23 protein-coding genes are annotated in these 25,969 nt (G+C 64.0%); 15 read left to right on the top strand and 8 right to left on the bottom strand.

Translation table 11 applies throughout. The features are described 5' to 3' along the window. The first annotated feature begins 43 nt into the window (after nt 1–43). The 4 genes from MESOP_RS01180 to MESOP_RS01165 all read left to right on the top strand — a co-directional run bounded on the left by MESOP_RS01180 (nt 44) and on the right by MESOP_RS01165 (nt 4,503). Nucleotides 44–1,375: a UDP-glucose dehydrogenase family protein gene (locus MESOP_RS01180; RefSeq protein ID WP_013891483.1), complete on the top strand. Its 1,332-nt coding sequence runs from the start codon at nt 44–46 to the stop codon at nt 1,373–1,375. Between the two features lie 76 nt (nt 1,376–1,451). Then, entirely contained in the window at nt 1,452–2,894 is a 1,443-nt protein-coding gene (locus tag MESOP_RS01175; protein WP_013891482.1) for a GMC oxidoreductase, read from the top strand. Between the two features lie 13 nt (nt 2,895–2,907). Then, on the top strand, nt 2,908–3,357 hold the full coding sequence (locus MESOP_RS01170; RefSeq protein ID WP_013891481.1) for a hypothetical protein: 450 nt from the start codon (nt 2,908–2,910) through the stop codon (nt 3,355–3,357). A 66-nt stretch (nt 3,358–3,423) separates the two neighbouring features. Further along, complete coding sequence (locus tag MESOP_RS01165) at nt 3,424–4,503, top strand: glycosyltransferase (protein WP_013891480.1); 1,080 nt, start codon at nt 3,424–3,426, stop codon at nt 4,501–4,503. 35 nt (nt 4,504–4,538) lie between these two features. Here MESOP_RS01165 and MESOP_RS01160 read toward each other — a convergent pair whose 3' ends face one another. Further along, nucleotides 4,539–5,561 (bottom strand): phosphoribosyltransferase family protein, encoded by a 1,023-nt coding sequence (locus tag MESOP_RS01160; protein WP_013891479.1) that lies wholly within the window; start codon nt 5,559–5,561, stop codon nt 4,539–4,541. A 54-nt stretch (nt 5,562–5,615) separates the two neighbouring features. After that, entirely contained in the window at nt 5,616–7,112 is a 1,497-nt protein-coding gene (locus MESOP_RS01155) for a lipopolysaccharide biosynthesis protein (RefSeq protein ID WP_013891478.1), read from the bottom strand. Between the two features lie 184 nt (nt 7,113–7,296). Here MESOP_RS01155 and MESOP_RS01150 point away from each other — a divergent pair, with 184 nt between their 5' ends. The 7 genes from MESOP_RS01150 to MESOP_RS35510 all read left to right on the top strand — a co-directional run bounded on the left by MESOP_RS01150 (nt 7,297) and on the right by MESOP_RS35510 (nt 15,294). Then, nucleotides 7,297–8,469: a glycosyltransferase family protein gene (locus tag MESOP_RS01150; protein WP_013891477.1), complete on the top strand. Its 1,173-nt coding sequence runs from the start codon at nt 7,297–7,299 to the stop codon at nt 8,467–8,469. A gap of 15 nt (nt 8,470–8,484) precedes the next feature. Next, a complete protein-coding gene (locus MESOP_RS01145) occupies nt 8,485–9,474 on the top strand; it encodes a glycosyltransferase family 2 protein (RefSeq protein ID WP_013891476.1) in 990 nt (329 codons plus the stop codon). Continuing rightward, on the top strand, nt 9,474–10,424 hold the full coding sequence (locus MESOP_RS01140; protein WP_013891475.1) for a glycosyltransferase family 2 protein: 951 nt from the start codon (nt 9,474–9,476) through the stop codon (nt 10,422–10,424). Before MESOP_RS01145 ends, MESOP_RS01140 begins: the two co-directional genes overlap by 1 nt. Then, entirely contained in the window at nt 10,414–11,400 is a 987-nt protein-coding gene (locus MESOP_RS01135) for a glycosyltransferase family 2 protein (RefSeq protein WP_013891474.1), read from the top strand. Before MESOP_RS01140 ends, MESOP_RS01135 begins: the two co-directional genes overlap by 11 nt. Before the next feature lie 74 nt (nt 11,401–11,474). Next, on the top strand, nt 11,475–12,371 hold the full coding sequence (locus tag MESOP_RS01130) for a UTP--glucose-1-phosphate uridylyltransferase (protein ID WP_013891473.1): 897 nt from the start codon (nt 11,475–11,477) through the stop codon (nt 12,369–12,371). Nucleotides 12,372–12,603: 232 nt separating this feature from the next. Continuing rightward, complete coding sequence (locus MESOP_RS01125) at nt 12,604–14,994, top strand: polysaccharide biosynthesis tyrosine autokinase (protein ID WP_013891472.1); 2,391 nt, start codon at nt 12,604–12,606, stop codon at nt 14,992–14,994. A gap of 9 nt (nt 14,995–15,003) precedes the next feature. Then, nucleotides 15,004–15,294, top strand: coding sequence for a hypothetical protein (locus MESOP_RS35510; RefSeq protein WP_167313535.1), 291 nt, complete (start codon nt 15,004–15,006; stop codon nt 15,292–15,294). A gap of 239 nt (nt 15,295–15,533) precedes the next feature. On the opposite strand, the gene MESOP_RS01120 is transcribed toward MESOP_RS35510, so the two are convergent. Together MESOP_RS01120 and MESOP_RS01115 are read right to left on the bottom strand one after the other, a co-directional pair. After that, nucleotides 15,534–16,616 carry an acyltransferase family protein gene (locus MESOP_RS01120; protein WP_013891470.1) on the bottom strand — a complete coding sequence of 361 codons (1,083 nt, stop codon included), beginning with the start codon at nt 16,614–16,616 and terminating at the stop codon, nt 15,534–15,536. 126 nt (nt 16,617–16,742) lie between these two features. After that, entirely contained in the window at nt 16,743–18,650 is a 1,908-nt protein-coding gene (locus MESOP_RS01115; protein ID WP_013891469.1) for a propionyl-CoA synthetase, read from the bottom strand. Nucleotides 18,651–18,805: 155 nt separating this feature from the next. Between MESOP_RS01115 and MESOP_RS01110 the strand changes: the two genes are divergently transcribed. From MESOP_RS01110 to MESOP_RS01095, 4 genes are all read left to right on the top strand, one after another. After that, the gene (locus MESOP_RS01110) at nt 18,806–19,636 is read left to right on the top strand and encodes a DUF2259 domain-containing protein (RefSeq protein WP_013891468.1); all 831 of its coding nucleotides are present in this window, start codon (nt 18,806–18,808) and stop codon (nt 19,634–19,636) included. Nucleotides 19,637–20,077: 441 nt separating this feature from the next. Further along, nucleotides 20,078–20,362: a PqqD family protein gene (locus MESOP_RS01105; RefSeq protein ID WP_013891467.1), complete on the top strand. Its 285-nt coding sequence runs from the start codon at nt 20,078–20,080 to the stop codon at nt 20,360–20,362. A gap of 33 nt (nt 20,363–20,395) precedes the next feature. Further along, nucleotides 20,396–20,830, top strand: a complete 435-nt coding sequence (locus MESOP_RS01100; RefSeq protein ID WP_013891466.1) for a lasso peptide biosynthesis B2 protein — start codon at nt 20,396–20,398, stop codon at nt 20,828–20,830. A gap of 2 nt (nt 20,831–20,832) precedes the next feature. Further along, a complete protein-coding gene (locus MESOP_RS01095) occupies nt 20,833–21,813 on the top strand; it encodes a phosphoenolpyruvate carboxykinase (ATP) (protein WP_013891465.1) in 981 nt (326 codons plus the stop codon). 9 nt (nt 21,814–21,822) lie between these two features. Here the strand turns inward: MESOP_RS01095 and MESOP_RS01090 are convergent, their stop codons facing one another. From MESOP_RS01090 to ptsP, 4 genes are all read right to left on the bottom strand, one after another. Then, a complete protein-coding gene (locus MESOP_RS01090) occupies nt 21,823–22,845 on the bottom strand; it encodes a nucleotidyltransferase family protein (RefSeq protein WP_013891464.1) in 1,023 nt (340 codons plus the stop codon). A 62-nt stretch (nt 22,846–22,907) separates the two neighbouring features. Continuing rightward, nucleotides 22,908–23,894: a dihydroxyacetone kinase subunit DhaK gene (gene dhaK / locus MESOP_RS01085; RefSeq protein WP_013891463.1), complete on the bottom strand. Its 987-nt coding sequence runs from the start codon at nt 23,892–23,894 to the stop codon at nt 22,908–22,910. 31 nt (nt 23,895–23,925) lie between these two features. After that, nucleotides 23,926–24,351, bottom strand: a complete 426-nt coding sequence (locus MESOP_RS01080; RefSeq protein ID WP_013891462.1) for a hypothetical protein — start codon at nt 24,349–24,351, stop codon at nt 23,926–23,928. Nucleotides 24,352–24,362: 11 nt separating this feature from the next. Next, nucleotides 24,363–25,937: a phosphoenolpyruvate--protein phosphotransferase gene (ptsP, locus tag MESOP_RS01075; protein ID WP_013891461.1), complete on the bottom strand. Its 1,575-nt coding sequence runs from the start codon at nt 25,935–25,937 to the stop codon at nt 24,363–24,365. Between the last annotated feature and the right edge of the window lie 32 nt (nt 25,938–25,969).

The following is a 25,969-nucleotide window of genomic DNA, read 5'->3' as shown; positions in this document are numbered from 1 at the left end:
CGGATCGAAAACAGCCCGCCGCCATGGACAGGAATGAAACCGAATGAATTTGACGGTGTTTGGAATTGGCTATGTCGGCCTGGTGCAGGCGGCGGTGCTTGCTGAGGTCGGGCACCAGGTGGTTTGCGTCGACGTCGACGCAAACAAGGTCGAGCGGCTCAATCAGGGCCTGGTCCCGATCTTCGAGCCGGGCCTCGAAAGCATCGTCAAGGAAAACCACGCCGCCGGCCGCATCAAATTCACCACCGATGCCGCCGCCGCCGTCAGGCATGGTGAAATCCAGATGATCGCGGTCGGCACGCCGCCCGGCGAGGATGGCTCGGCCGACCTCAAATATGTGCTGGCAGTCGCCGAGACCATCGGTCGTGAAATGGAGACGCCCAAGATCGTCGTCGGCAAATCGACGGTGCCGGTCGGCACCTGCGAAAAGGTCAAGGCCAGGATCGCCGAGACGCTGAAGAAAAGGGGCCGCGAGGACCTGGCGTTCGACGTCGCTTCCAACCCGGAATTCCTCAAGGAAGGTTCCGCCGTCGCCGACTGCATGAAGCCCGACCGCATCATCGTCGGCACCAATAGCGAGGCCACCGAGGCGGTGATGCGCGAGCTCTATGCACCGTTCAACCGCAACCACGAGAAGATGATCGTGATGGACGTGCGCAGCGCCGAATTCACGAAATACGCCGCCAACTGCATGCTGGCGACCAAGATCAGCTTCATGAACGAGATGGCCAATCTGGCCGAGCAGCTGGGCGCAGACATCGAGGAGGTGCGCAAGGGCATCGGCAGCGATCCGCGCATCGGCTACCACTTCATCTATCCGGGCCTCGGCTATGGCGGCTCGTGTTTCCCCAAGGACGTCCGCGCCCTGATCAAGACCGCCGAAGGCGTCAAGTTCGATGCCAAGCTGCTGCGCGCCGTCGAGGAGCGCAACAACGAGCAGAAGTCCGTCCTGTTCGACAAGGTGAACCGCTACTTCAAGGGCAATCTCAAGGGCAAGACCTTCGCGTTGTGGGGCCTGGCCTTCAAGCCCAACACCGACGACATGCGCGAGGCACCGGCCCGCACGCTGATGGAAGCGCTGTGGCAGGCTGGCGCCAGAGTGCAGGCCTACGACCCGGAAGCGATGCAGGAATGCCAGGCCATCTACGGGCTGCGCGATGATTTGCTTTTGTGCGGTACCAAGGAGGCGGCATTGCGCGGCGCCGATGCGCTGTTGATCGCGACCGAATGGAAGAGCTTTCGCGCGCCGTCCTTCGACGCTGTCAAGGACGCACTGACCACGCCGGTCATCTTCGACGGCCGCAACCTCTATGACCCCAAGGTCATCGCGCGCCACGGCATCGAATATCACTCGATCGGCAGAATGGCGGCGTGAGAGCGGGCACCGGCAAGCCCGAAACGAATGGGATGGCCATGACGAACGCGCCGGGCGCGGAAAGGATGAACAGCTGATGGTGCTGGACGTAAAGCCGGAGCAAATCACCAGGGACCATTTCGATCTTGTCGCGATCGGTTCCGGCTTCGGTTCGGCCTTCTTCCTGCATGAGTTCGCCAAGCGCCGCAAGGCACGCATCCTGGTGCTGGAATGGGGCCGCCACAACACCCATGAGTGGCAGCTCAACCAGAATGCCAACACCGACATCGAAGACGAGACGACCTATAAGACCAACTCGGACAAGCCGTGGAACTACACCATCGGGTTGGGTGGCGGCACCAACTGCTGGTTCGCGCAGACGCCAAGGTTCCATCCCAACGACTTCAGGCTGAAAAGCACCTACGGCATCGGCAACGACTGGCCGATCAGCTATGACGACGTCGAGCCGTTCTATTGCGACGCCGAAGACATCATGTCGATCTCGGGCGATCCCGACATGGCGACGATGCTGCCGCGTTCGAAGCCGTTTCCGCAGCCGCCGCATCGCATGTCGACGCCGGACAAGATGATGAAGGCGGCCCAGCCCGGCCAGCACTTCGTCATGCCGACCGCCCGCGCCCGGGTGCCGACGTCGCAACGCACCTCGTGCTGCGCCAATCTGCGCTGCTGGCTGTGCCCGGTCGACGCCAAGTTCACCGCCAACAATGGCCTGATGCATGTCTTCGAACATCCCGACATTTCGGTCTGCCTCGGCTCCGAAGTGCGGCGGCTAGACCATGTCGGCGGCACGGTCCGTTCGGTCACCTTCGTTCACGACGGCAAGGAATACCAGGTCAGCGGCGACCTTTTCATTCTCGGCGCCAATGCCATCCAGAGCGCGGCGATCATGCTGCGATCGGGCCTCGGAGACGAATTCGTCGGGCGCGGCCTGCACGAATCCTACGGCTGGAATTTCGAGGTCTATCTCGACGGCGTCGACAATTTCGACGGCAGCACCATCACCACCGGCCTGAATTTCGGCCTCTACGATGGGCCGCACCGATCCGAGCACGCGGCGGCGCTGGTCTATTTCGAGAACCGCTGGCAGCACGGGATGCGCGCCGAAAAGGGGCGGCTGCGGCAGGCGCTGCCGCTTGTCGTGGTCACCGAAAACCTGCTCGATCACGAGAATTTCGTCACCCTCGACGAAGACGACAATGCCTTCGTAAGCTTCAAGGCACCGTCGGATTATGCGGTCAAGGGCATGGCGCGGGCGCTGGAGAAATTGCCGGGGCTGCTTGCCCCGCTGCCCGTCGAAGGGCTCTTCGACCGCGGCATCCGGCCGACCGAATCGCATGTCCAGGGCACGTTGAGGATGGGCACCGGCCCGGCCGATTCGGTTGTCGACAGCGGCATGATCCATCACCGGCTGCGGAACCTGGTCGTCGTCGGCACCAGCACCTATCCGAGCTGCTCCTGCGCCAACCCGAGCCTGACCGCGGCGGCGCTGTCCTTGCGGGCGGCGGGCCGGATCGCGTGAGAGGAGCGACCAGATGATTGAAGTATCACGACGTTCGGCGCTGGCAATCGTGGCCGGGGGGGTGGTGTCGACAGGCGTCGCCTATGCCGCCGTCTCCTCGTTCTCCGACGAGGATCTGGTTCGTGTGACGCTCGAGAAATACCTCGGCCGGCTGAACATGCGCATCGAGCATCTGCAGCAGTTCGCGCTGGAGTTCCGCAACCGCAACCCATGGATATTCCCGAGTGCGAAGCTCAGCGACGCGGTCACGCTGGTCGAGGAGCTCAAATTGGGTGCCGTCCGCCGCCTGCTGCCCCAGGAGAAGCGGGAAGATTTGACACATTTCGACCGCTGGGTCATCGCCGAATTTCATATGCTGACAGACTACGCATGGCGCAGTTCGCCTGACGATCCGATCCGGTTTACCGGCTGGCAATCCTGCACCAATCCGTTCGCGAATCTGGAGCCGCCGAAGCTTGCCTGACGTCGAATGCGAGGCGCCGTCGGTTGCCTCGGAACGAAACACGAAATGCGACAAGGAGCCGATCCCATGAAAGTCCTTTTTGCAGGCGGCAATGGCTACACCCCCGAATTCAGCGGTGGCGTCCAGTCGAGCACGCATCATCTGGCTGAACAGCTGATCGAAAACGGGCACGAGGCTTCGGTGCTTGCCGCCCTGTTCGGCGACGGCGTCTTCGGCTTCAAGGCGCGCGCCAAGATGAAGCTCTTGCGCCAGCCCGCCGTCGTCGACAGTTTTCCCGGCTACCCGGTGGTCCGGGCCTGGTTCCCCTGGGAGGCGGCAAGCTTTGCCGTCGATCGGGTGAAGCCGGATGTGGCGGTGGTCCAGTGTCACAAGTCGGTGCCGATCGGCAAGGCGCTGCAGGCCAAGGGCGTGCCGCTGGTCGTCTATCTCCGCAATGTCGAGTTCCACGAGCTGGGAGGCGACCTGCGCGAATTGCGCTCCGCACTCTACATCGCCAATTCCGAGTTCACCGCGCGCACCTACCGCAGGGAGTTCGGCATCGAGACGACGGTGATTCCACCGACCATCAATCCGACACAGTACAGCACGCCGACGACGGGCCAGTTCGTCACCCTGATCAATCCCTATGAGGAAAAGGGCTTCGAGCTTGCGGTGCGTCTTGCCGGCGCCTGCCCCGAAATCCCGTTCCTGTTCGTCGAAAGCTGGAAGCTGGACGATGACCATCGGGCGAGCATCGAAGAGACGATCGCGCCGCTCGGCAACGTCACGCTGGAGAGCCGCACCAGCGACATGAAGACGGTCTATGGCCGCACCCGGATCCTGCTGGCGCCCAGCAAATGGGAAGAGGCCTGGGGTCGCGTCGCCTCGGAGGCTCATTGCAGCGGCATCCCGGTCGTCGGCTCGCGGCGCGGCGGCCTGCCTGAGGCGATCGGACCTGGTGGCGTGGTGCTCGACTACGACTCTCCGCTCGTCGACTGGGTCGCGGCCGTCAGACGGTTGTGGAACGATAACCAGGAATATGACCGGGTCTCCAGTCTCGCGCGCAGTTTCGCGGCGCGTCCGGAACTCGATCCCGATCGCCAGTTCGTCACCTTCTTTTCGATATTAGACAAGGCGATCCAGCAGCGCGCGCTCCAGGCCGCCTGAAAAGGCCTCCGTCGCGCACCAGATGGCGATGCTGGTCAGGCCGGACGCTTGACCCGGCTCTTCAGCGTCTCGTAGCCGCGGGCGCCAAGCAGGGCGCGGGCGAGGGTCTTGGCGACGCCCTTGCGGCCTTCCTGCGAGTTGACCTGCCGCAGCCTGGCCGGCAGGTTGCGCGCCGCCTGGCCGAGCGCCGGCAGCGACAGCGCATCGGGAAAGCTCACGATGTGCGTTTCGACGCACAATACCGGCTTGCCTGACAGCTCGGTGATCTTCAGCGCCTGCGCATGCTCGCTTTCGATGAACAGCATGGCATCGGATTTGCGATAGAAATCGGCCTTGAAACTGCCATGCGCGCCAAGCCGCTGCCGCTCCGCCTTGCTCGGCAGGTCGAGCATGACCAACTGGTCATACTGGATGCCGTTCTTGGCCAGCCATGCCTCGGTCAGCGCGCGGTATTTCTCCAGCCGGCTTGTGACCAGCCAGCCGATCCTGTGGGTCGGGGCATGAAGCGGCCGCGCCTCGCTGAGGAATTTCTCGTAGGCCGGCCCGTCGTCGTTTTCCGCCTCGGTCGGATCGAGGCACAGCACCCCGTCTATGTCGACGCAGCATTGCGCCAGGAATTTGTGGTGCATGAAGTTCCACTGGAACATGCGCGGGTGCGGCACCACCTCGAAGACGATATCCGTCTCCTGATGTTGTGGTTGCAAGCCGAACACGGCGGCAAAGGTGTAGTCGGCCTCGATGCCGGCGGCCTGAATGCGGGCGCGGGCGTCGCGCATGGCATTGCCGCCGGAAACGCTGTCGTCGATCACCAGCACCTTGCGCATGTCCGAGACCTTGCGGTCGAGCGCGGCGCGGCGCTTGGTGATGCCTGACGTGTAGACGCGGCCGTCCAGGAAGGAATCCAGATCGGTCATCGGAATGTTCGCCGCAAGGCTGACCAGCGTCGCCGCCAGCACGCCGCTTCTTGGAACGCCGACCACCAGGTCGATGTCGCGCGGCAGCCGGTGAAGGTTGCTGACGATGGCGTCGTTCATGTCGGAGATCGAGCGGTAGTGCATGGATCGGACCTGATGCTTGGGTGGATACGGAGATAGCGGTCGAAAGCGCCGAAATTATTGCGCCTGGCGCGGCGCCGCCGTTGGCGGCCTTGCCGGCAACATTTTCACGGCTTCGCGCAGGGCCTCGCGGCCGGCTGCGAACGCCAGCGCGACGACGATGGTGATGGCGTAGGCGAGGATGGCGCCGCCAGCCAGGGCAACGACATGCTGCTGCGGCAGCAGCGGCTTGGCCAGCCAGACCGCCGCCAGCGCCAGATGCGCGCCAAGCACGAACGGCGTTGCCGCGCGCAGCACATGGCTGGCCCGCAGCGGCCCGCTCCTGCCGACATAGAGCCACAGGAACGGCGTGCGCAGATACTCGCTGACCGCATAGGCGACGGCCACGCCGAGCGCGCCGTAGGGCAGGCCGAGCGCGAAGGCGAGCACCGACGTCACCGCCGTGATGATGCCCCAGCGCATGAAGTCGCCGGAGCGGCCTTGGCTGACGAAGAGCCATCCCGCCGGATTGTTGAGCGGCTGCAGCAGGCCGGCAAAGCCGAGCGCCAGGAAGATCGAGGCGCTCGCCCGCCACTGCTCGCCGAGCACGAAGGGGATCAGCTCGTCCGACATCGCGGTGGCGAAGGCGACGCCGGGCAGCGCCACCAAAAGGATCAGCGGCATGACGCGCAGATAGGCGCTGCGGTAGCGGTCGGGCTCGTCCTTCAGCCTGGAGAGCGCCGGCACCATGACCTTGGAAAGCGGATTGGTGATCTGGCTGAGCGGGAACAAAAGCAGCTTATACGCGCGGTCGTAAAGGCCGAGCTGGGCCTCGCCCCAATATTTGCCGATCAGCACGTTGTCGAGGTTGCGGGCGAAGAAATTGGCGAAGTTGAAGCCGGTGATGCCGGCGCCGAAATTGATCAGTTCGCCGATGCCCGCGACCTTGCGCGGCAGGCCGGGCCGCCAGCGTGAGCTTGCCCAATAGCACAGCGTCGGCAGCACGGCGCCGGTCAGCGTGCCGGCAAACAGCGCCCAGTAGGAGCGGTCGATGAAGGTCCAGGCGATCGATACCGCCAGACCCGCGACGGCGCTGGCGACATCGATGATCGCCAGGCGTCCGAACTGCATGCGCCGCGTCAGAAGCGCCAGATGCTGCGCGCCGAGCCCATAGGCCATGATCTGCAGGCCGAAGGCGGCCACCAGGCCGGCCACGCGCGGCTCGCTGTAGAAGGCTGCGACCAGCGGTGCGGCGCCCGCGAGCACGCAGGCCAGGATGGCGCTGACCGCGACGTTGATCCAGAAGAGGTAGTTCACCTCCTCATGCCGGATGCACGACTTCTGGATCGTCGCCTGGGTCAGGCCGAAATCCTGGAACAGCGCGATGAAGGCTAGCACCGGCGCGCACATCGCCACGACGCCGAAATCCTGCGGCGACAGGAGCCGCGACAGCACGATGACGGATATGATCTGTGTCGCGACCCGCACCGATTGCGACATGGCGGTCACCACCGCGCCACGGCCGACCGATTTGCGCAACGAGCCTTCTGGCGGGTCGAATGGATTGGCTTCCAAATTCAGGATTCCTGATCTTTGCGCGGATTTCGGAGCCCGAAATCCACAACCGCCGCCAACCCCAAACTACGGCAATAATTTTGCAGTGCAACAGAAAATGTCCATCTCCGCGCCAAAAATGTTGCGATGCAGCAAGAGCTGTACTAGCATTCCCCTGGGTGGGTCAAACAGCGGTCGAGTTTTCATGCTGCATGTCTTGTACCTGGTGCACGATGTTTCCGATCCGGCGGTCCGCCGACGGATCACGATGCTCCGGACAGGCGGCGCCCGGGTCACTTTGGCGGGTTTCCGCCGCACCACAACCCCGATTGCCGACATCGAAGGATTGCGGCCGATCGACCTTGGCGCGACGCGCGACGGTCGATTCGCCCAGCGCCTGGCAGCGGTGGCGAAAGCGGCGGTTTCTCTTCGGGCGAAGTTGAGCGGCACGCCGAGACCCGATCTGATCATCGCGCGCAACCTGGAAATGCTGGCGCTTGCCGGCCGTGCCAGATCGGCCTTCGGTGCCACGGTCCCGATCGTCTATGAATGCCTCGACATCCATCGCCTGGTGCTTCGCAACGATGTCCTCGGCAAGGCGTTGCGCGCCACGGAGCGCCATCTGGCGCGGGACGTGAAGCTGCTGGTGACCAGTTCGCCGGCCTTCATCGCCAATTACTTCAAGCCCTTCCGCCAGGTCGCCGCGCCCATCGAACTGGTCGAAAACAAGTATTTCGAGACGGCGGCGATTTTGCCCGGCGCACGTCAGGTGGCGGAAACGCCTGCCGCGCCGCCATGGCGAATCGGCTGGTTCGGAGCGCTGCGCTGCCGCCGCTCGCTCGAACTGCTGGCCGATTTCACGCGCCGTATGGACGGACGCTTCGAGGTCGTGCTGCGCGGCCGCCCGGCTCTGTCCGAATTCCCGGATTTCCATGCCTTCGTCGAAGCCGAACCGCATCTGTCGTTTCGCGGCCCCTACCGCAATCCGGAGGACATGGCGTCGATCTACCAGGACGTCCATTTCTCCTGGGCGATCGATTTCTTCGAAGAGGGGCAGAATTCGGAATGGCTGCTGCCCAACCGCCTCTATGAAGGCTGCCGCTTCGGCGCGGTGCCGATCTCGATGGGCCATACCGAAACGGGACGATTCCTCAGCCAGCAGGACATCGGTATCCTTTTGCCGCAAGCCACGCCCGATGCGCTCGAAAGCGCCCTCGGCCAGATGGAGGAGCACCGCTTCGACAGGCTGAAAGCCCGCGTGCTCGCCCAAAATCCGAGGATGTGGAGCTACGATCGCAGCGACTGCAGGGTACTGGTCGAAAAACTGCGCCGTCTGACCATCGTGCGCGAACCCCTCGCGGCCGAAGCCCTGGCATAGGATAGACCTCGCCCGATGACGCAAGCGCTTCCTTCCAGCCTGATCGTGATCCCCTGCCTGAACGAGGCGGCCCATATCGGTGCGCTGCTCGACCAGCTGCGGCCCTCGGCCGAAAGGCTGGGAGCCAGGATTGTCGTTGCCGATGGCGGCAGCACCGATGGCACCCTGGCCATCGTCGAGGATGTCGCCGCCAGGGATGCGCGCGTCATCCTGCTGCACAACCAGCGGCGCATACAGAGCGCGGCGATCAATCTCGCCGTCGGCACTTACGGCGAGGGTGCCCAGTATCTGATCCGGATCGACGCTCATGGCGGCTATCCAGATGATTACTGCGACCGGCTGGTCGAGGAGGCACTGGCCACGGGCGCTGATTCGGTGGTCGTTTCCATGCTGACCAGCGGCAGCGGCCCCGTGCAGAAGGCGGCGGCGGCGGCGCAAAATTCAAAACTCGGCACCGGCGGTTCCAAGCACCGCCACCTCTCCGCCGGGGAGTGGATCGACCATGGCCACCATGCGCTGATGCGGATTTCGGCCTTCGGCGCTGTCGGCGGCTATGACGAGACGTTCAGCCACAATGAGGACGCCGAACTCGACTACCGGCTGCGGCAAGCCGGCTACAGGATCTGGATGAGCGGCAAGACGCAGATGGTCTACTACCCGCGCACCTCGCTCAAGGGTCTCTATTTCCAGTATCTCGGCTATGGCCGCGGCCGCGCCAAGAACGTGCTGAAGCACCGCGTCATCCCGAAGGTCCGGCAGATGGTGCCGCTGGCGGTCTTCCCGGTGGTTCTTCTCGCGGCCTTCTCCTTCGTGCACTGGATCGCGGCGGTGCCGCTGCTGGTCTGGGCGTCGGTGTGCCTGGGCTATGGCCTGGTGGCGGCCATTCGCCAACGCAAGGCCGATGTTGCGCTGGCCGGGGTCTCGGCGATGGTCATGCATCTCGGCTGGTCCGTCGGTTTCTGGCTGCAGCTTCTCGGCCTCGGCTCGCGGCGCGGGGTGGCTTGATGGCTGTTCAGGCCAAGAACCGCAGCATCGACATTGGCGTGTGCACGTTCCGGCGGCCGGAACTGGCCGACACGCTGCGCTCGCTTGCCGCCATGGATATGCCCAGGGGTTTCGATGTCGGCATCATCGTCGCCGACAATGACGACACGCCGAGCGCCAGGGAATTGGTGACGGCGCTGTCGCGGGAACTGTCGGTGCCGGTCCGCTATCGTCATTGCCCGGCGCGCAACATCTCGATCGCCCGCAACGCTTGCCTCGACGCCAGCGAGGCGGATTTTCTCGCCTTCATCGACGATGACGAGACGGCGACTGCCCGCTGGCTCGCGGAACTGGTCGCGACGGCTGAAACGAGCGGTGCCGCCGCCATACTCGGCCCGGTGCGGGCGCTTTACCGCCCGGATGCGCCGGACTGGATGCGGCGCGGCGATTTTCACTCCACCTTGCCCGTGTGGGTGCAGGGCGAGATCCGCACCGGCTACACCTGCAACGTGCTGCTGCGCGTGGGAGCGGATAGCCTGCGCGGCCGTCGCTTCAGCCTGGCGCGCGGCCAGACCGGCGGCGAGGACACCGAGTACTTCGACCAGATGCACAAGGCGGGCGGCCGGATCGCTTTTTCCCCAGACGCCTGGGTGAACGAGGTGGTGCCGCGTACCAGGGCCGCGTTCGACTGGCTCGGCCGCCGGCGCTTCCGGGTCGGCCAGACGCATGGCCATCTCCTGGGCCACAACGCCGGTGGCATCGGCCTGGTCAAACAGGTCGGTCTGGCTTCGGTAAAGGCGCTCTATTGCTTCGCCGCAGCGCTTCCCGTCGTCGCCAGCCCGGTGCGCCGGAACCGAAGCGTGCTGCGCGGCATTATGCATGTCGGGGTCGTCAGCGGTCTCGTCGGCATTCGAGAGATCCGCCTCTACGGCCAGCCCTCGCCACGGGAAGGAGGCAAGCGTGCAGCCTGACGTTTCCCCCATCCCGAATGTCTCTTTCGTCCCCGATGTCTCCTTCATCATTGCCGCTTACAATGCCGAGGCAACGCTTGACCGGGCGATCGCCAGCGCCCTCGCCCAGAGGGATGTCAGCGTCGAAATCATCGTCGTCGACGACAAGTCGCGCGACGCGACGCTCGATGTGGCAAGGGCCTATCCGCAGGACATCGTGCGCGTCGTTGCGCTCGCGCAAAACAGGGGCCCCGGCGGGGCCAGGAATGCCGGGCTCGACGTCGCCCGCGGCAGGTGGGTCGCGGTGCTGGATTCCGACGACGCGGTCTTTCCCGGCCGCATGGCGGCCATGATCGGCCGCGCCGAGAAGGCGAATGCCCAGATCGCCGTCGACAATCTCCAGGTCGTCCGCGAGGACGGTGTCGTCGAGGACGCGATGTTCCCGCGGCAGTATCTGGAGCGCCTGGGCGAGATTTCGCTGGCCACCTATATCGCCGGCAACGTCGTTTTCGAATCGAAGTTCAACCTCGGCTACCTCAAGCCGATCTTCCAGCGCCGGTTCCTGGATGAGAACCGGCTTCGCTATGACGAGAAACTGAGGATCGGCGAGGATTACATCCTGTTTGCCGACGCCCTGGCCAAGGGCGGCAGATGCGTGGTCGAGCCTGATATCGGCTATGCCTACCACATTCTCAGCGGCTCCATCTCGCGTGTGCTCGAGCTTCACCATGTCGAGGCGATGCGCGAGGCGGATGCCAAATTCGCTCAAACCCATCGGATGGATGAGGCGGCCCTGGCCGCCTTCGCCCGGCGCGGCCGCAGCTTGCGCAAGGCGGCCTCCTTCCTGGCGATGGTCCAGCACATCAAGGCGCGGTCTCCGTTCAAGGCGATCCGGATGGCGCTCAGCGACCCGGCGGCGGTCAGGCATATGGGCATGCCTATCGCCGTGCGGTTGCGAAGAGTAGCGGCACAGTTTGCCGTAGGGGTGGGGAGGTGAAGATGCAGGCACATGAAGGGATTTCTCGTGGCCTGTGAATGGACTGAAGTCGATCTCCTCAGAAGGAATTTGCGATGAAGAAAATCAGGAAGGCCGTGATACCGGTGGCGGGGCTTGGAACACGGTTCCTGCCGGCGACCAAGTCGATGCCGAAGGAAATGCTGCCGGTGGTCGACAGGCCGGTCGTGCAATATGCGGTGGACGAGGCCTTCGAGGCCGGCATCGAGCACATCGTGTTCGTGACCGGCCGCAACAAGGCGGTCATCGAGGACTATTTCGACCTGCATCCGGAATTGATCGGAACCCTGGAGCAGACCGGCAAGAAGACCCAGCTGGAGGCGCTCGAAAGCATGCTTCCCGTGGCCGGCGCCACCTCCTTCATCCGCCAGCAGTCGCCGCAAGGCCTCGGCCATGCCGTCTGGTGCGCACGCGAGGTCATCGGCAACGAGCCCTTCGCCCTGCTTTTGCCCGACATGGTTTCCTTCGGTCGCCGCGGATGTCTCGCCGAAACGGTCGACCTTTATGAACGCACCGGCGGCAACGTCATCGCCGTCGAGCGCTGCGATCCGAGCGAGACCAACAAATATGGCATCGTCGGCCGCGGTGCCGACATCGGCGGCGGTTTCGAGGTCTCGGCCATGGTTGAAAAGCCTGCACCGGCCAATGCACCGTCGAACTTCTACATCAACGGCCGCTACATCCTGCAGCCCGAGATCTTCGCGCTTCTGGGCAATCAGCAGCGCGGCGCCGGCAACGAGATCCAGCTGACGGACGCCATGGTCCGGCTGTCGAAGGATCAGCCGTTCTTCGCCCAGCCTTTCCTCGGCCGCATGTTCGATTGCGGTTCCAAGGAAGGCTTCATCCAGGCCAACATCGCCTTCGCGCTGGCGCGCGACGACATGAAGGGTCCGGTCTTCGAGATGCTTCAGGAGTTCGTCCAGTCGCATGAACGTCAGGAAGAAGCCGCATAATGCCCATCTTTCGGGAGTATTGCCGGATGTCCGGCGGCGAGGCCGACAGGCCCCGCCGTCTGGCATGAAGCTTGCGTTGCCTGTGGGCGATGCTTCCGATCTTCGAGGCGCCTGACAGCCAAGGCATGATCCCGGAAAGCGGTTCCGATTTTCGGAAAAGATCATGCTCAAACAGAGAGATAGAGCCCAGCCCAATGATCGGGATGGAACAGGCTCTGGAATTGGACCGACGATGAATTATGCCAACTTTCCTCTCGACAAGAGGATGCCATTGCCGAATTCGGATGCAGGAGACGGCGAAGACTTCATCGACATCGAGCGGCTGCTTGGCATGGCCGCACGGCAGGCCAAGGTGGTCGCCGTGTGTGCGGTCATCGGCCTTTTTCTGGGCTTGCTTTATATCCAGACCACGCCGCCCAAATATGTGTCGGTCGCCAGCGTGCTGATCGACGAGGGTCTGAACAAGATCGTCGATGACATTTCGGCGGCGTCCACAACCATGCAGACCGATAGCGCCATTCTGAGCCAGATCGAGATACTGACCTCGACACGGCTTGCCGCGGTGGTCGTCGACAAGCTCAAGCTGGACCAGAACGATGCGTTCATGAACCCGCCCCAGTCGGCGCTTGCCCAGGGCGTCGGCCTCATCCGCGGGCTGATCCAGTATGTCCGCCCCAGCCCGGTCATGCCGGGCGTCGGCGACGTCAGCCAGCTCTCCCCCGCCGCTCGCGATGCACTGATTGCCACGTCGCGTCGCGACTATGCGATCCTGAAGCTGCAGAATGAGATCCAGGCGGACCGTGTCGGGCGAAGCTACGTCATCGCGCTTGGCTACCAGGCGACGGATCCGGGGCTGGCGACCGCGATCACCAAGGCCTATGCCGACGCCTATCTTGCCGATCAGCTCGATGCCAGCTTCGATGCCACCGAGCGCGCCGCGGTCTGGTTGCAGGGCCGGCTGACGGAACTGCGCGAAAGTTCGCAACAGGCATCGCTCGCGGTCGAAAAATTCAGGGCCGAGCACGGCCTGTCGGCCAACAGCGATGGCCAGTTGATGAGCGACAAGCAGCTCGCCGACCTCAACGCCCAGCTCATCGTGGCCCAGGCCGACACGGCGCGCGCCAGCGCCCGCTACCAGCAGTACAAGTCGATCGTCGATAGCGGCTCCGAAAACGCCTTCAAGGATGCCGCCATATCGTCCGACCAGCCAAGCGGTGCGCTCATCTCTGCACTCAAGACCCGCTATCTCGCGGTCTCCAAGCGGCAGCAGGATGTCGAGGCGAATTTCGGCGCCCAGCACCCGCAAGCGGTGGCGCTCGCCAAGGAAAAGGCCGACATCTCGGCGCAGATTTTCGGCGAGCTGAAGCAGCTGACCCAAAACTATCGCAACGAGTATGAGGTGGCGCAGGCGCGTGAGACCGCGCTCAGGGCCAACGTCGCGGCAGCACAGGGCAAGAGTTCCATCGACAACCAGTCGCAGGTCAAACTACGCGACCTCGACCAGAAGGCGACGGCGCTCTCGACGCTCTATCAGACCTTTCTTGGCCGCTACGAGGAAGCCGCGCAGCAGCAATCCTTCCCGGTCGGCAAGATCCGCATCATCTCGGACGCGTCGACGCCGCTCTCCGCCTCGAGCCCGCGCACCATCATCGTGCTTGGACTTTCGCTCGTGCTCGGCATGCTGATGGGCGCCGGTTTCGGCGGTCTCAACGAATTCAACGAGCGGTTCTTCCGGACCGGCGAGGAAGTGCGCGACCGCGTGGGCCTCAAGTTCCTCGGCTACCTGCCGACCATCGGCAGCAAGGCCGTCACCAAGGAGGACAAAGCGGTCGACGGTCAATTGGATGCCAAGGTCGCCAGATCGCCGGCCGCCATCGAAAGGCGCGCGCGCATGCGGGTGAGCATCGACGCTCCGGCATCGATGTTCTCCGAAACGCTGCGCAGCGCCAAGATCGCCTTCGATGTCGTGATGGAAGGGCAAGGCAGCCGCGTCATCGGCGTCATCTCGGTGCTTCCCGGCGAAGGCAAGTCGACGGTCGCGGCCAATCTCGCCGGGCTGCTTGCCGCCAATGGCGCCAAGACATTGCTGATCGACGGCGACCTGCGCAATCCGGGCCTCAGCCGCAGCCTCGGCATGGAGGCCGAGCAAGGTTTGATGGAAGCGGTGGTGAATGGCCAGACCTGGCAGTCCGTCGGCAAGATCGACCGGCAGACCAAGCTGGCGATCATCCCGGCCGTATCACGCGGGCATTTCTCGCACACCAGCGAGCTGCTCTCCTCGGCCGGAATGCGGCGCTTCATCGAGAACGCCAAGGAGACCTTCGAATATATCGTCGTCGACCTGCCCCCGCTCGGGCCGGTGGTCGACGCCAAGGCCTTCGCGCCGCTTGTCGATGGCTTCGTGCTGGTCACCGAATGGGGCCGCACGCCGCGCGCCATGGTGCGGTCGATGCTGGAATCAGAACCCTATGTCGCCAACAAGATCGTCGGAGCGGTGCTCAACAAGGTCGACCTGAAGAGGCTGGCCAAATACGGATCGTTCGGGGCGTCGGAGAAATTCTTCGACAAGTACTCGAACTACTATCTCGACAAGTCCGAAGTGCGCACCAAGGCAACGGTCTGAGATAGGCCGTTGCTTGAAGCCAGCATGTTCGCCGGGCATCGAGTATGCCAGGAATGCTTCGGTGGACAAGCGAAGGCACTCGTCGGCGGCAAGTTGATGGAGAGTGCGAGAGGCGCGACGGTAGCTCGTCGCGTTCCATCAATCGAAGATCGTTTCCATCTCGACCTCAAAACCCTGATCGTATCGATCATGATAGGGCGAGATCGACGGGTACCTGTTGTCGTATCGTCCTTCGCGGGCGGATTGTTGGCCCTTTTCAAAGGCTTTCTGGAGAGCCGCGCGCTTATTCTCAGTCATTGATTGCATCTCCATTTTAGGTTGATGATTGACTTATAGCGTTCTGCAGTTGGCGGGCGCGTCGGTCTGGAGATTTTTTCCATGACCGGCTATGGAAGCGGGTTGGGTGCTGGCGAGCGTGAGCGCAAAGCTGCGTTTGGATTCGAAGCCTTTGCCAGTGACGCTACCCGACGCCATCATTGATTTCTTGAGCAGTGACGGCAGGGCCAAGCATTATGCTTAGCCGTCGTACCGGTCCTCGCCTACGCGGCCTTCAACCGGTAGCGGAAAACGGTGTAGTCGAGCAGCTGCCGGACACGCGGTTCCGCCTCGGTCGCCACCAGCCAGCTTGCCGCGATCATGGTCGCGGCGACCGTCACCATCGACAGGAGATAGGGCAATCCGGCGCGCACCATGGAGCCAAGCATCGCCGCGCCGATGACGTCGTGGATCAGATAGAGCGGGTAGGTCATCAGGCCGATGCGGCGCCAGCCAGTCCAGGAGAGCTGAAGCCGCAGCGACAACGCCATCAGGGCGATGGCGACGAGGAAGATCAGGATCGGTGGCGCATAGGGCATCACGGCCCCGACCTTGATGCTGTGAACGTCGACCGAACTGGCGATCTGCAGCACGCCGCCGCCAAGGAACAGCAGGCAGAAGCCAAGGCGCGACGGCGTCAGTGCCTTGAACCGCATCAGCCAGAGCAGCACGCCCACCGCGAAGAAGCAGCCATGATGCACCAGGACGAGCTGCAGCCAGCGCGTTTCGGCGAAGTCGGACCAGCCGAGCGGGTAGTAGAGGCACCAGAACAGCGTGCTGACCAGGCCGATGGCGATGGCGACCGCCTCCATAAGGTGGAAGCGGCCGAGCCGCAGCAGCACCCAGACGATGGCGTAGAAGGCGATCTCGATGCCGAGCGTCCAGTAGACGCTGTCCACCCACGGGCCATAAGGCGCGAACAGGCCGGTGCGGACCAGCCTGACCACCGCATCGGTTGGCCAGCTCAGGCCGATGGCGAGCAGCAGCACGGCGGCGACCGGCGCGCAGATCCAGACCGCCGGCGCCAGCCTTTTGACCCTCGCCTCGAAGAACCGCAGCGGCGTCGAATTCTCCGCGCTGAAGGCGATGACGAAGCCACTGATGACGAAGAATATCTCGACGCCGACCCAGCCGGACTCGACCCAGGCGCCTATCGCCGGCTGCTGGGGAACGCCGCCCGTGGCCTGCGCCGAGATGCCGTCGGGATAGGCCCACACCCAGAAGCCATAATGGTAGACCATGACCAGCACGGCGGCGAGAAACCGCAGGATGTCGACGCCGCCAAATGTAATTTTCTGCTGAGCCATACCGAACCGCCGGATGGCCCCCCGCCTGCCACTGTAGGGAGGGTTGCTGCATTGCACAATAAAAGTATTGCTTGCCGATTGGCATAGGCCTGTCGGCAGGCAATAGCTGTCGCTCCCGGGCGGGCCTCAGACCCCGATCCCCCGCTCCTTCATGGCGGCGGCGATCTCGTCGAGGATGACCGGGTCGTCGATGGTCGCCGGCATGGTCCACTCCTCCTTGTCGGCGATCTTCTGCATTGTGCCGCGCAGGATCTTGCCTGACCGCGTCTTGGGCAAGCGCTTGATCGTCACCACGGTCTTGAAGGCGGCGACCGGGCCGATGCGCTCGCGTACCAGCGCGACGACCTCCTTCTCGATGGTGCCGCCGTCACGCGCGACGCCGGCATTGAGCACCACGAAGCCGAGCGGAATTTGGCCCTTCATGGCGTCGGCGATGCCGACGACAGCGCATTCGGCGACATCGGGATGGGCGGCCAGCACCTCTTCCATGGCGCCGGTCGACAGCCGGTGGCCGGCGACATTGATGATGTCGTCGGTGCGGGCCATGACATAGAGATAACCGTCCTCGTCGATCATGCCGGCATCGGCAGTCTTGTAGAAGCCGGGGAACTCGTCGAGATAGGCTTGGCGGAACCGCTGGTCGGCGTGCCACAGCGTTGGCAGGCAGCCCGCCGGCAGCGGCAGCTTGACCACCACATTGCCCAGCGTGCCGCGCGCCACCTCGTGGCCGGCATCGTCGAGCACGCGTATGTCATAGCCGGGCATCGGCACGCCGGGCGAGCCGTATTTCACCGGCAGCAGGCCGAGGCCTGCCGGGTTGATCGTCATCGGCGAGCCGGTCTCGGTCTGCCACCAATGGTCGACCACCGGCACGTTGAGCTTCTGCTCCGCCCATTTGATGGTTTCGGGGTCGGCGCGCTCGCCGGCGAGGAACAGCGTGCGGAATTTGGAGAGGTCGTATTTGGCAACGAACTCGCCCTTGGGGTCCTGGCCCTTGATCGCCCGAAAAGCGGTCGGCGCGGTGAACAGCGCCACCACGCCGTGTTCCGCGATCACCCGCCAATAGGTGCCGGCATCGGGCGTGCCGATCGGCTTGCCTTCGAACAGGATGCTGGTGCAGCCATGCAGCAGCGGTCCGTAGACGATGTAGGAATGGCCGACCACCCAGCCGACATCGGATGCCGCCCAGAACACTTCGCCCGGCTTGACGCCGAACTCGTTTTCCATCGTCCATTTCAGCGCGACCATGTGGCCGCCATTGTCGCGCACGATGCCCTTGGGCTGGCCGGTCGTGCCTGACGTGTAGATGATGTAGAGCGGGTCGGTGGCGAGCACCGGCACGCAGTCGACATTGGCGCCGGCCGCCCGCTCGCGAGCAACGGCATCGGCATAGTCGATATCGAAATGGTCCCTCAGCTCGCAGCGCAGCTGGTCGCGCTTCAGGATCAGGCAGGCCTCCGGCTTGTGGCGGGACATCTCGATCGCCTTGTCGAGCAGCGGCTTGTAGGCAACGATGCGGCCCGGCTCGAGTCCGCAAGAGGCCGATATGATCAGCTTGGGCCTGGCGTCGTCGATGCGGGTGGCCAATTCATGCGAGGCAAAGCCGCCGAACACGACCGAATGCACGGCACCGATCCGGGCGCAGGCGAGCATGGCGATGGCCGCCTCCGCCACCATCGGCATATAGATGATGACGCGGTCGCCCTTGCCGACGCCACGGTTCTTCAGCACCGAGGTCAACGCCACCACTTCGCGCTTGAGTTCGGCATAGGTGAACTTTTTCACCGTTCCGGTGATGGCGCTGTCGTGGATCAGCGCGATCTGGTCGGCGCGCCCGCCGGCGACATGCCGGTCTATGGCGTTGTAGCAGGTGTTGCAGGTCGCGCCGGTGAACCAGCGGCCGTAGACGCCGGCGGTGGCATCGAACACCTTGTCCCAGGGCGAATACCAGTCGATGGCGCTGGCCGCGTCCGCCCAGAATTTTTCCGGGTCGCGTCTCCAGCCGTCATAGACCTCGTGATAGCGTGAAGCCATCCGTACCTCCCCAGGAACGATTTGCCGTCTTTGCAAACAGCCTATGCTGTTTTTTCCGGCGCTGTCTTCCCTGATTTTCGTCGGAGACGTTCCTTGGCTTGACCGGGGAGGCACGGTGTCGTGAACTGCCGTATCGGCGGGGAGGATGCGAACGAATGCGCCATAGGTGGTCGATCGCGGCGTGGCCGCTGATTACGCTGGCGATCGGTACGGCGATCATGGTCTCGGCCGGCGTCGCCCGCGCCGGGGATGCCGCGGCACGGCGCATCATCGGCTTCTCGGCCGATGGCGCCTATTTCGCCTTCGAGCAGTATGGAACGCTCGACGCCGGCGCGTCGGACTCAGGCTACTCGGAAATCGACATCATCGACACCCGCACCGATCAGTTCGTTGGTGGCAAGCCCATTCTCGTCGTCGACGAAACCGAAGAGTCGACACTGACCCTGGAACAGGCCAGGGCGCAAGCGGCTGCCAAGGCGGCACCTATCCTGGCGAAGTACGCTATTGCATCGCGCGGCACGCAAACAGCGTCCGACCAGTTCACCTTTCCCGGCGAGATCGTCGGCTACAACGACATTTCGCGTCTTGAGCAGGTGTCGCAGAAATGGCTTTCGCCGCTCTATGACGAGACCGAAGTTTCAACCATCCGGCTCGATGAGATCCTGGCCGACAGTGCGATCGATTGCTCAGCGAGTTTCAATGACACGCAGCACGGCGACCAAGCTCTTCAAGGTGACAAAACAGGCAAGGCGCTCGGTTTCCGGCTGGCCTTGCAAGGGCAAGACGGCAAGCCGTTCAAGACCCTGCACGAAGACAAGGCCGTGCCCGGGTCGAGGAATTGCCCGACCTCCTACAGCCTGTCGGAATCCTATGAATTCACCCCTGTCGGCAAACCGGCGGTGATCGTTGTGCTCGTGCAACGCTTCAGCCAGGGTTTTGAAGGGCGTGACCGCCGTTTCATCGCCGTGACCGGGCAGCCCCGCTGAAGGTCGGTGGGTGGCCGTCTGACAAACGGTGTTCGGACAAAATGCCGATCACTCTAGATCGGCAATGTCACAAGCATGAAGCCTACACCGCCGAAGATCAAAATGGCTGCCGCCAGGGCTCTTCGATGACGTTCGAAAGTCGTCGGAGCCCGCTCCCAATTGTAACGCATACGCTATCTCCCCAAAACCCCGGGAGTCCTTACCTTACTCAGGGGAAGAAAAGCAACGGCCCCGCCGGCCAACTCCCTTGTCTGCGGCGTCGCGCCGGCGACTATTTCTGGGATGATTTCGGCTGGGAACAGTGGTGGATGCATTTTGCAGCCGGCAGGGGATCTGTCGCGGACGCAAGGCGCATGAGCCCATCCCCCGCCGGCCGATAGACAGCGCCCCACCGCCGCGCTATCTCATTTCGGGGTTCTTGTGGCTTGGTGGGGGTTGGTGATGGAAATTGCCTCTGGAACGGTTCTGCGGCTGGCCGAGGACGCTTCGGTCCAGCATGTCGGCGACGGTGCTGTCGTGCTTCTGGCGCGCAGCGGCCAGCTCTATACATGCAACGGCACGACCGAAGCCTTTCTCGACAAGGTCGACGGCGCGCGCAGTCTCGATCAGATCGTCGGCCTGCTTTGCGAGGAGTTCGAGGTCGACAAGGGCACGTTGGACGAAGACATGGCGGCGCTGGCCACCGAACTGGTCTCGGAAGGCATCCTCGCGGCCCCAGCTGCGTGATGGAGGTAGGTGCGTGATGGAGCTAGGTGCGTGATGGCCGCCGGTCCGCTCCTGCGTGCCCTGTTTCGATGCCATCTCTGGGCAAGCGCGCGGCTGATGCCGATCCTCATTGCAAACCGCAGCTTCGAGCAGGTGCTGAAATGGGCGCCGTTGGCCTCGTCGACACCCTATCGCGGTCTGCCGGTCGCCTACATCGTCGCCAGGGTCAGCCGCACCGTCCGCCATCCCTGGCTGATGCGCGACCGCAGATGCCTGCGCGAGGGGCTGCTCGGCCATCGCTTCCTGCGTCTCGCCGGCTTCGATCCAGAACTGCGCTTCGGCGTCGATCCGAAGTCGCTGCAGGCGCCGCATCTGTCGGCGCATTGCTGGGTTTGTCTTGATGGCAGGCCGGTCGTCAGCGATCGCCTTCCTGGCATGGTGGAGATCTATCGTCACAATGCCGACCCCACAAAGGTGCGCGTCGCTTGACCATGCGCTCTGCCTGCTATGGCCTCAATGGCCAGATCCTCGGCATATCGGCCGAACGCCCCGACCTATGGGAGGATTTCGACAGGATGCTGGGCGTCCTGCGCATCACGGATCCCGTCGAGCCGGGCTTTCGTCTTGATATCACCGAGGCGGACGTTCTGGACGAGACCCCCGGCGGTTCGCTCGTCTTCGACGGCGAGATACCGGAGGATGGCCACTGCCGGATGATCGCCGATGGTGCCACGATCCACCTCGTCTTTCCCGGACGTCAGACCGTGGCCATCAATGACGAGGAGGCTTGGGCCAAACTCCGGATTCGGCCCGGCACGAAAGCCGCATGGACGCCATCGATGCTGGTTCTGGACGCCGCCCTCGACGCCGGCGGCCAGCATATGCTGCACACGGCCGGCCTGACATTGCCGGGCCGCGATGCCGTCGTGCTGATCCATGCGCCGAGCGGCACCGGCAAGACCACCACGTCGCTGGCGCTGGCAACGCAAGGCTTTGGCCTCTGCTCCGACGACGCCATGATCCTGGATCTGACTTCAGGCAAGCCGGTGGCCTGGGGTCTGCCGCGGCACGTCAAGATCCACCAGATAACCGCCGAAATGATCCCGCAGGTGGCGCCATGCCTTGGCCCCTCCTGGGACCGCAACGGCGAACAGGCCGTCTCGCTGGAGCGGTTGAGCGAGATCGTGCGGATCGAAAGCCCGGTGGCCCGACCCGTGGCCGCCCTCCTGCACCTGGCGCGCTCCGCCGACAGGCAGACGCGGCTCGTCGCCATGGCCCGCACCGACGCGATGGTGGCGCTGGCGATGGACAATGTCCGCACCGGCATGACCGGCCTGCTGCCGCTGCAGAAACGCCGGCTGGCGACGATCGGCAAGCTGGTCTCGTCGGTGCCGACCTTCACGCTGGAAGTGGGTGCTCGCCCGGCCGACGCCGCGGCGCTGATAAATGCCATATTGGCCAGGCAGGACTGAGCCGGAGCTTCAGGCTGGGTATGGCCTGGCCTTGGCCAGCCGCTGGATCCAGCGGAAGGCATCACGGCGCAGGCGTGAGCCGATCTTTTCCCTGGAATTGACCCTGAGCAGCGTGTTCGTGGTGATCAGCCGTTTGGCCAGCCTTATCGAAAGGTCGGGCTTGATGCGGCCGGCGAGTTCAAGCGCACGGCGCTCGCCGAACAGCTCGCCGGTCACATTGAGCACGATCGCCAGTTCGAGTTCGATGCCGGTCATGCGGGCGGCGTCGAGCAGGCGGGCTTCCGCATCGGGTGACTGCAGTGCCCGCACGCCCTGCAGCACATCGACACAGAGCTGCAACCGGTGGAATTTGTGGCCGCCGGCGGCATGCACGATGGCGATCGTCAACAGCGCGGCAGGGGTGTCTATCGCCTCTCCATCGATGACCTGCAATTCCCGGAAACCCAACGACAGGCGTCGCCGCATGCCGGTGTCGTGCACGAGGTCGCCATGCAGTTCGACCAGCAGGCTCGAATTCCCCTTTTCCAGCCATTTGAATTCCTGCAGCTGGTAGGATTCGGCCTCGTTGCTGCCGAGCTCGAAGCCGCATGAAGCGATCACCCGGTTTGCCCGCGCAAGGTTGGCGGGCTCGACGAGGATGTCGATGTCGGTGAACGGCCTGTCGGTGACGTGGCGATAGAGCTTTCCCGCAAAGACCGGTCCCTTGACGATCCGCGCCGGAATGCCCTCGGCGGCGAGCACCTTCATGATGCGGCCGCCATGGTAATTCAGCAGCATCGATTGGCCGGTGGCGATCGGCGCTTTCTGGCGCAACTCGTGAAGTTTGCTCTGCACGTTCGCATCCGATGTCAGATGCGCGTTGCCACGTTCATGGAGCTTGCGCAGCATGATCGGCAGAACGCCATGAAACTCCGCGTTGTCGAGCAGTGCCGACAAAGCCTTTGCCGACAAATCGTCCTCGACTGCCGCGGCCTCCGGATCGGCGAAGCGCAGCAGCAGTTTTTCTTCGGCGGAGTTGAGGAATGGCAGCATCAGCCCAGGGCGCCAAGTGGATGGCCCAGGATGGTTGCAGAAAAGCGCTGTGGAAGCCAGCCCTACATGCCCCAGCGCAATGCCGCCGTATGGACAGGCGCGTCCCACCAGCCGGTCATCTCGTCATCGAGCATGGTCAGCGTGACAGAGCAGCCGGCCATGTCGAGCGAGGTGACATAGGTGCCGACCAGCGAGCGGGTAATCGTCACGCCGTGCTTCTCGAAGATACGACGCGCGCTGTTGTACATCAGATAGAGTTCCATCAGCGGCGTGCCGCCGAAGCCGTTGACGAACAGCAACGCCGGGCCTTTTGCCTTGTCGCCGAGATCCCCGAGGATCGCGGCGCAGATTTCCTCGGCGATGGCGTCAGCGCTCTTCAACGTATCGCGCCGGCGGCCGGGTTCGCCATGGATGCCGACGCCAAACTCCATCTCGCCGTCGCCGATGTCGAAGGTCGGCTTGCCGGCCGCTGGCACCGTGCCGCTGGTCAGCGCCACGCCCATCGAGCGGGTCGCGGCGTTGACGCGCTCGCCAAGCACCTTCAACGCCGGCAACGCCATGTCATGCTCGGCCGCCGCGCCGACGATCTTTTCGACCACCAGCGTGCCGGCGACGCCGCGCCGGCCGGTGGTGTAGGATGAATTCTCGACGGCGACGTCGTCATTGGTCACCACCTGCAGGATGCCATCGGACATTTCCGCCGCCATGTCGAAGTTCATCACGTCGCCCTCATAGTTCTTGACGATGAACAGGCAACCGGCGCCGGTGTCGACGGCTTGCGCTGCCGCCAGCATCTGGTCAGGCGTCGGCGAGGTGAACACCTGGCCGGGGCAGGCGGCGTCCAGCATGCCATGGCCGACAAAGCCGCCATGCAGCGGCTCGTGGCCGGACCCGCCGCCGGAGATCAGCGCCACCTTGCCTGGCCGCAGGGTTCTGCGACGGATGAATTTGTGCTCCTCGCCAAGCGTCAGGATATCGGCATGGGCGGCGACGAAACCGTCGAGGCTCTCGGTCAGCACCGTGTCCACCGAATTCATAAATTTCTTCATGGCGTCCTCCCAAACAGTCCGGCAAGAATGGTCAGCCGCCACCCTTGCCGGTGATGCTGGTGATCTTCTGGATGAAGTCGTTGACCGCCCTGTCGAGCGCGGCATTCTGTTTGTCGTCGCCGAAATCCGGCACGACAAGCGAAACATGCCGCGTCTTGCGCATGCCAGCCGCGACCGACATTTTCCCCGGATGCGCCTGATGGTAGGCGGCGAGGAACTGATCGCGCTCGGCCGGGCTGAAATGGCAGACGGAGAAAATTGCCGGCAAATGTTTTGACGGAATCGGGATCGAATAGGTCGGGCTGGAGATTTGCGTGACGAAGCTGCGGTGCTTGCCGAGCGCGTCGGCGAGACGCTGGCGCATGCCGGACGGCCGCTGGTCGATGACATGCGACAGGATCGTCTTGTAGGCTCGGATCGCTTCTTCGGAACCGGGTTCGGGCGTCTTGTCGACCATGCCTGCCACGCCTACACCGAAATGTCCGCGATGGCCGCCTTGGCCATGGCGAGTTGCGCCGGTGCGACGGATAGATCGCGCAGGCCGGCCTCGAGCAGCGCCGGGATCAAGGTGGGATCGCCGCCGGCATCGCCGCATAGGCTGACGGGAATACCATTGTCCCGTCCGAAGGCGGTGACCGAGCCGATCAGCCGCAGCACCGCGGGATGGCGGACCGAATTGAGATGCGCGACCGCGGCATTGTCGCGCGCCGCCGCCATCACATATTGCGTCAAATCGTTGGAGCCGATCGAGAAGAAGGCCGCGTTGGCGAAGGCCTCCGGCGCGATGGCCACCGACGGCACTTCGACCATGATGCCGAGCGGCGGCATCCGCTGCGCTGTGCCGCGCGCGGTGAGGGCTGCCTGTTCCTCAGTGAACAAGGCGGCTGCGCGCTCATACTCTTCGGCCGTGGCGATCATCGGAAACATGACCCTGAGATTGCCGTGTGGCGCGGCGCGCAGCAATGCCCTGATCTGAACACGGAAGATATCGAGCCGCGCCAGCGACAGCCTGATCCCGCGCAGGCCGAGGAATGGGTTGCCTTCCTCGACGGTGAAGCCCGGCACCGGCTTGTCGCCGCCGGCATCGACGGTGCGGATCGTCACTGGCTTGTCGCCGGCCCATTCCAGCACCTTGCGATAGACGCGGTACTGCGTCTCCTCGTCCGGCAACGTCTTGCCGAACAGGAATTCCGTGCGCATCAGCCCGACGCCGTCACAGGTCGCGATGTCGATTGCGTCGACATCCGACGGATCGGCGATGTTGACCTGGACGCGTACCGCCGTGCCGGCTTTGGTCAGCGCCGGCCTTGCCAGAAAGGTTTGCGCCTTGCCCTGTCGCGCCGCGAAGGAAGACGACGACTGCCGGAATGAGCCGATCTCCGCCGGTGAGGGCGCCAGCACGATATTGCCGTGCTCGGCGTCGAGCAGCGCCATGCCGGCGAGACCGGCGGGTGGTTCGCGTAGGCTCACGACCATCGGCACGCCGCGTGAGCGTGCCAGCATGGCGACATGGCTGGCGGTGCTGCCCGCCCTCAGCGCGATGCCGCCGCCGCTGCTCCAATCGGTTTCGAGAAAACGCGTCGGCGCGATGTCCTCGCCATAGAGAATGGCGCCGGCCGGGGCTGCGCTGCCACCGTCGTCGGTCAGGGCATGCAGGACCTGGTCCCTGATGTCTCGCAGGTCTCCGGCGCGGGCGCGGAAATAATCCTGGTCGGAGGCTTCATAGCCGGCGATCTCGCCGTCGAGTGCCTGCCGCCAGGCCGCATCGGCGGTACGTCCGGAATCGATCGACGCGAAAGCTGGTCCGCTCAGCGCATCGTCTTCCAGCATGGCGATGTGGAATTCGAGTACGCCGGCGGCGTCGCTGTCGGCGGTTTCGACCATGGCCATGAGCCGGCTCACCGCCTTGCCGATCGCCTCCCTCAGTGACGTTTTCTCTTCCTCGGGAGTGGCTTTGCTGGCGTAGACAGCCGGCGGCCGGTCGAGCTCGAACAGCGGCCCCTCGGCATAGCCGGCCGAGGCCGGTACACCCTCAATCCGCATGGCCCGCATCCCCGCGGGTCGACGCATACGTG

The organism is Mesorhizobium opportunistum WSM2075 (assembly GCF_000176035.2).
GTDB lineage: Bacteria > Pseudomonadota > Alphaproteobacteria > Rhizobiales > Rhizobiaceae > Mesorhizobium > Mesorhizobium opportunistum.
Note: the sequence above shows the minus strand (reverse complement) of the source record. Positions and strands in the feature narration are given on the sequence as shown.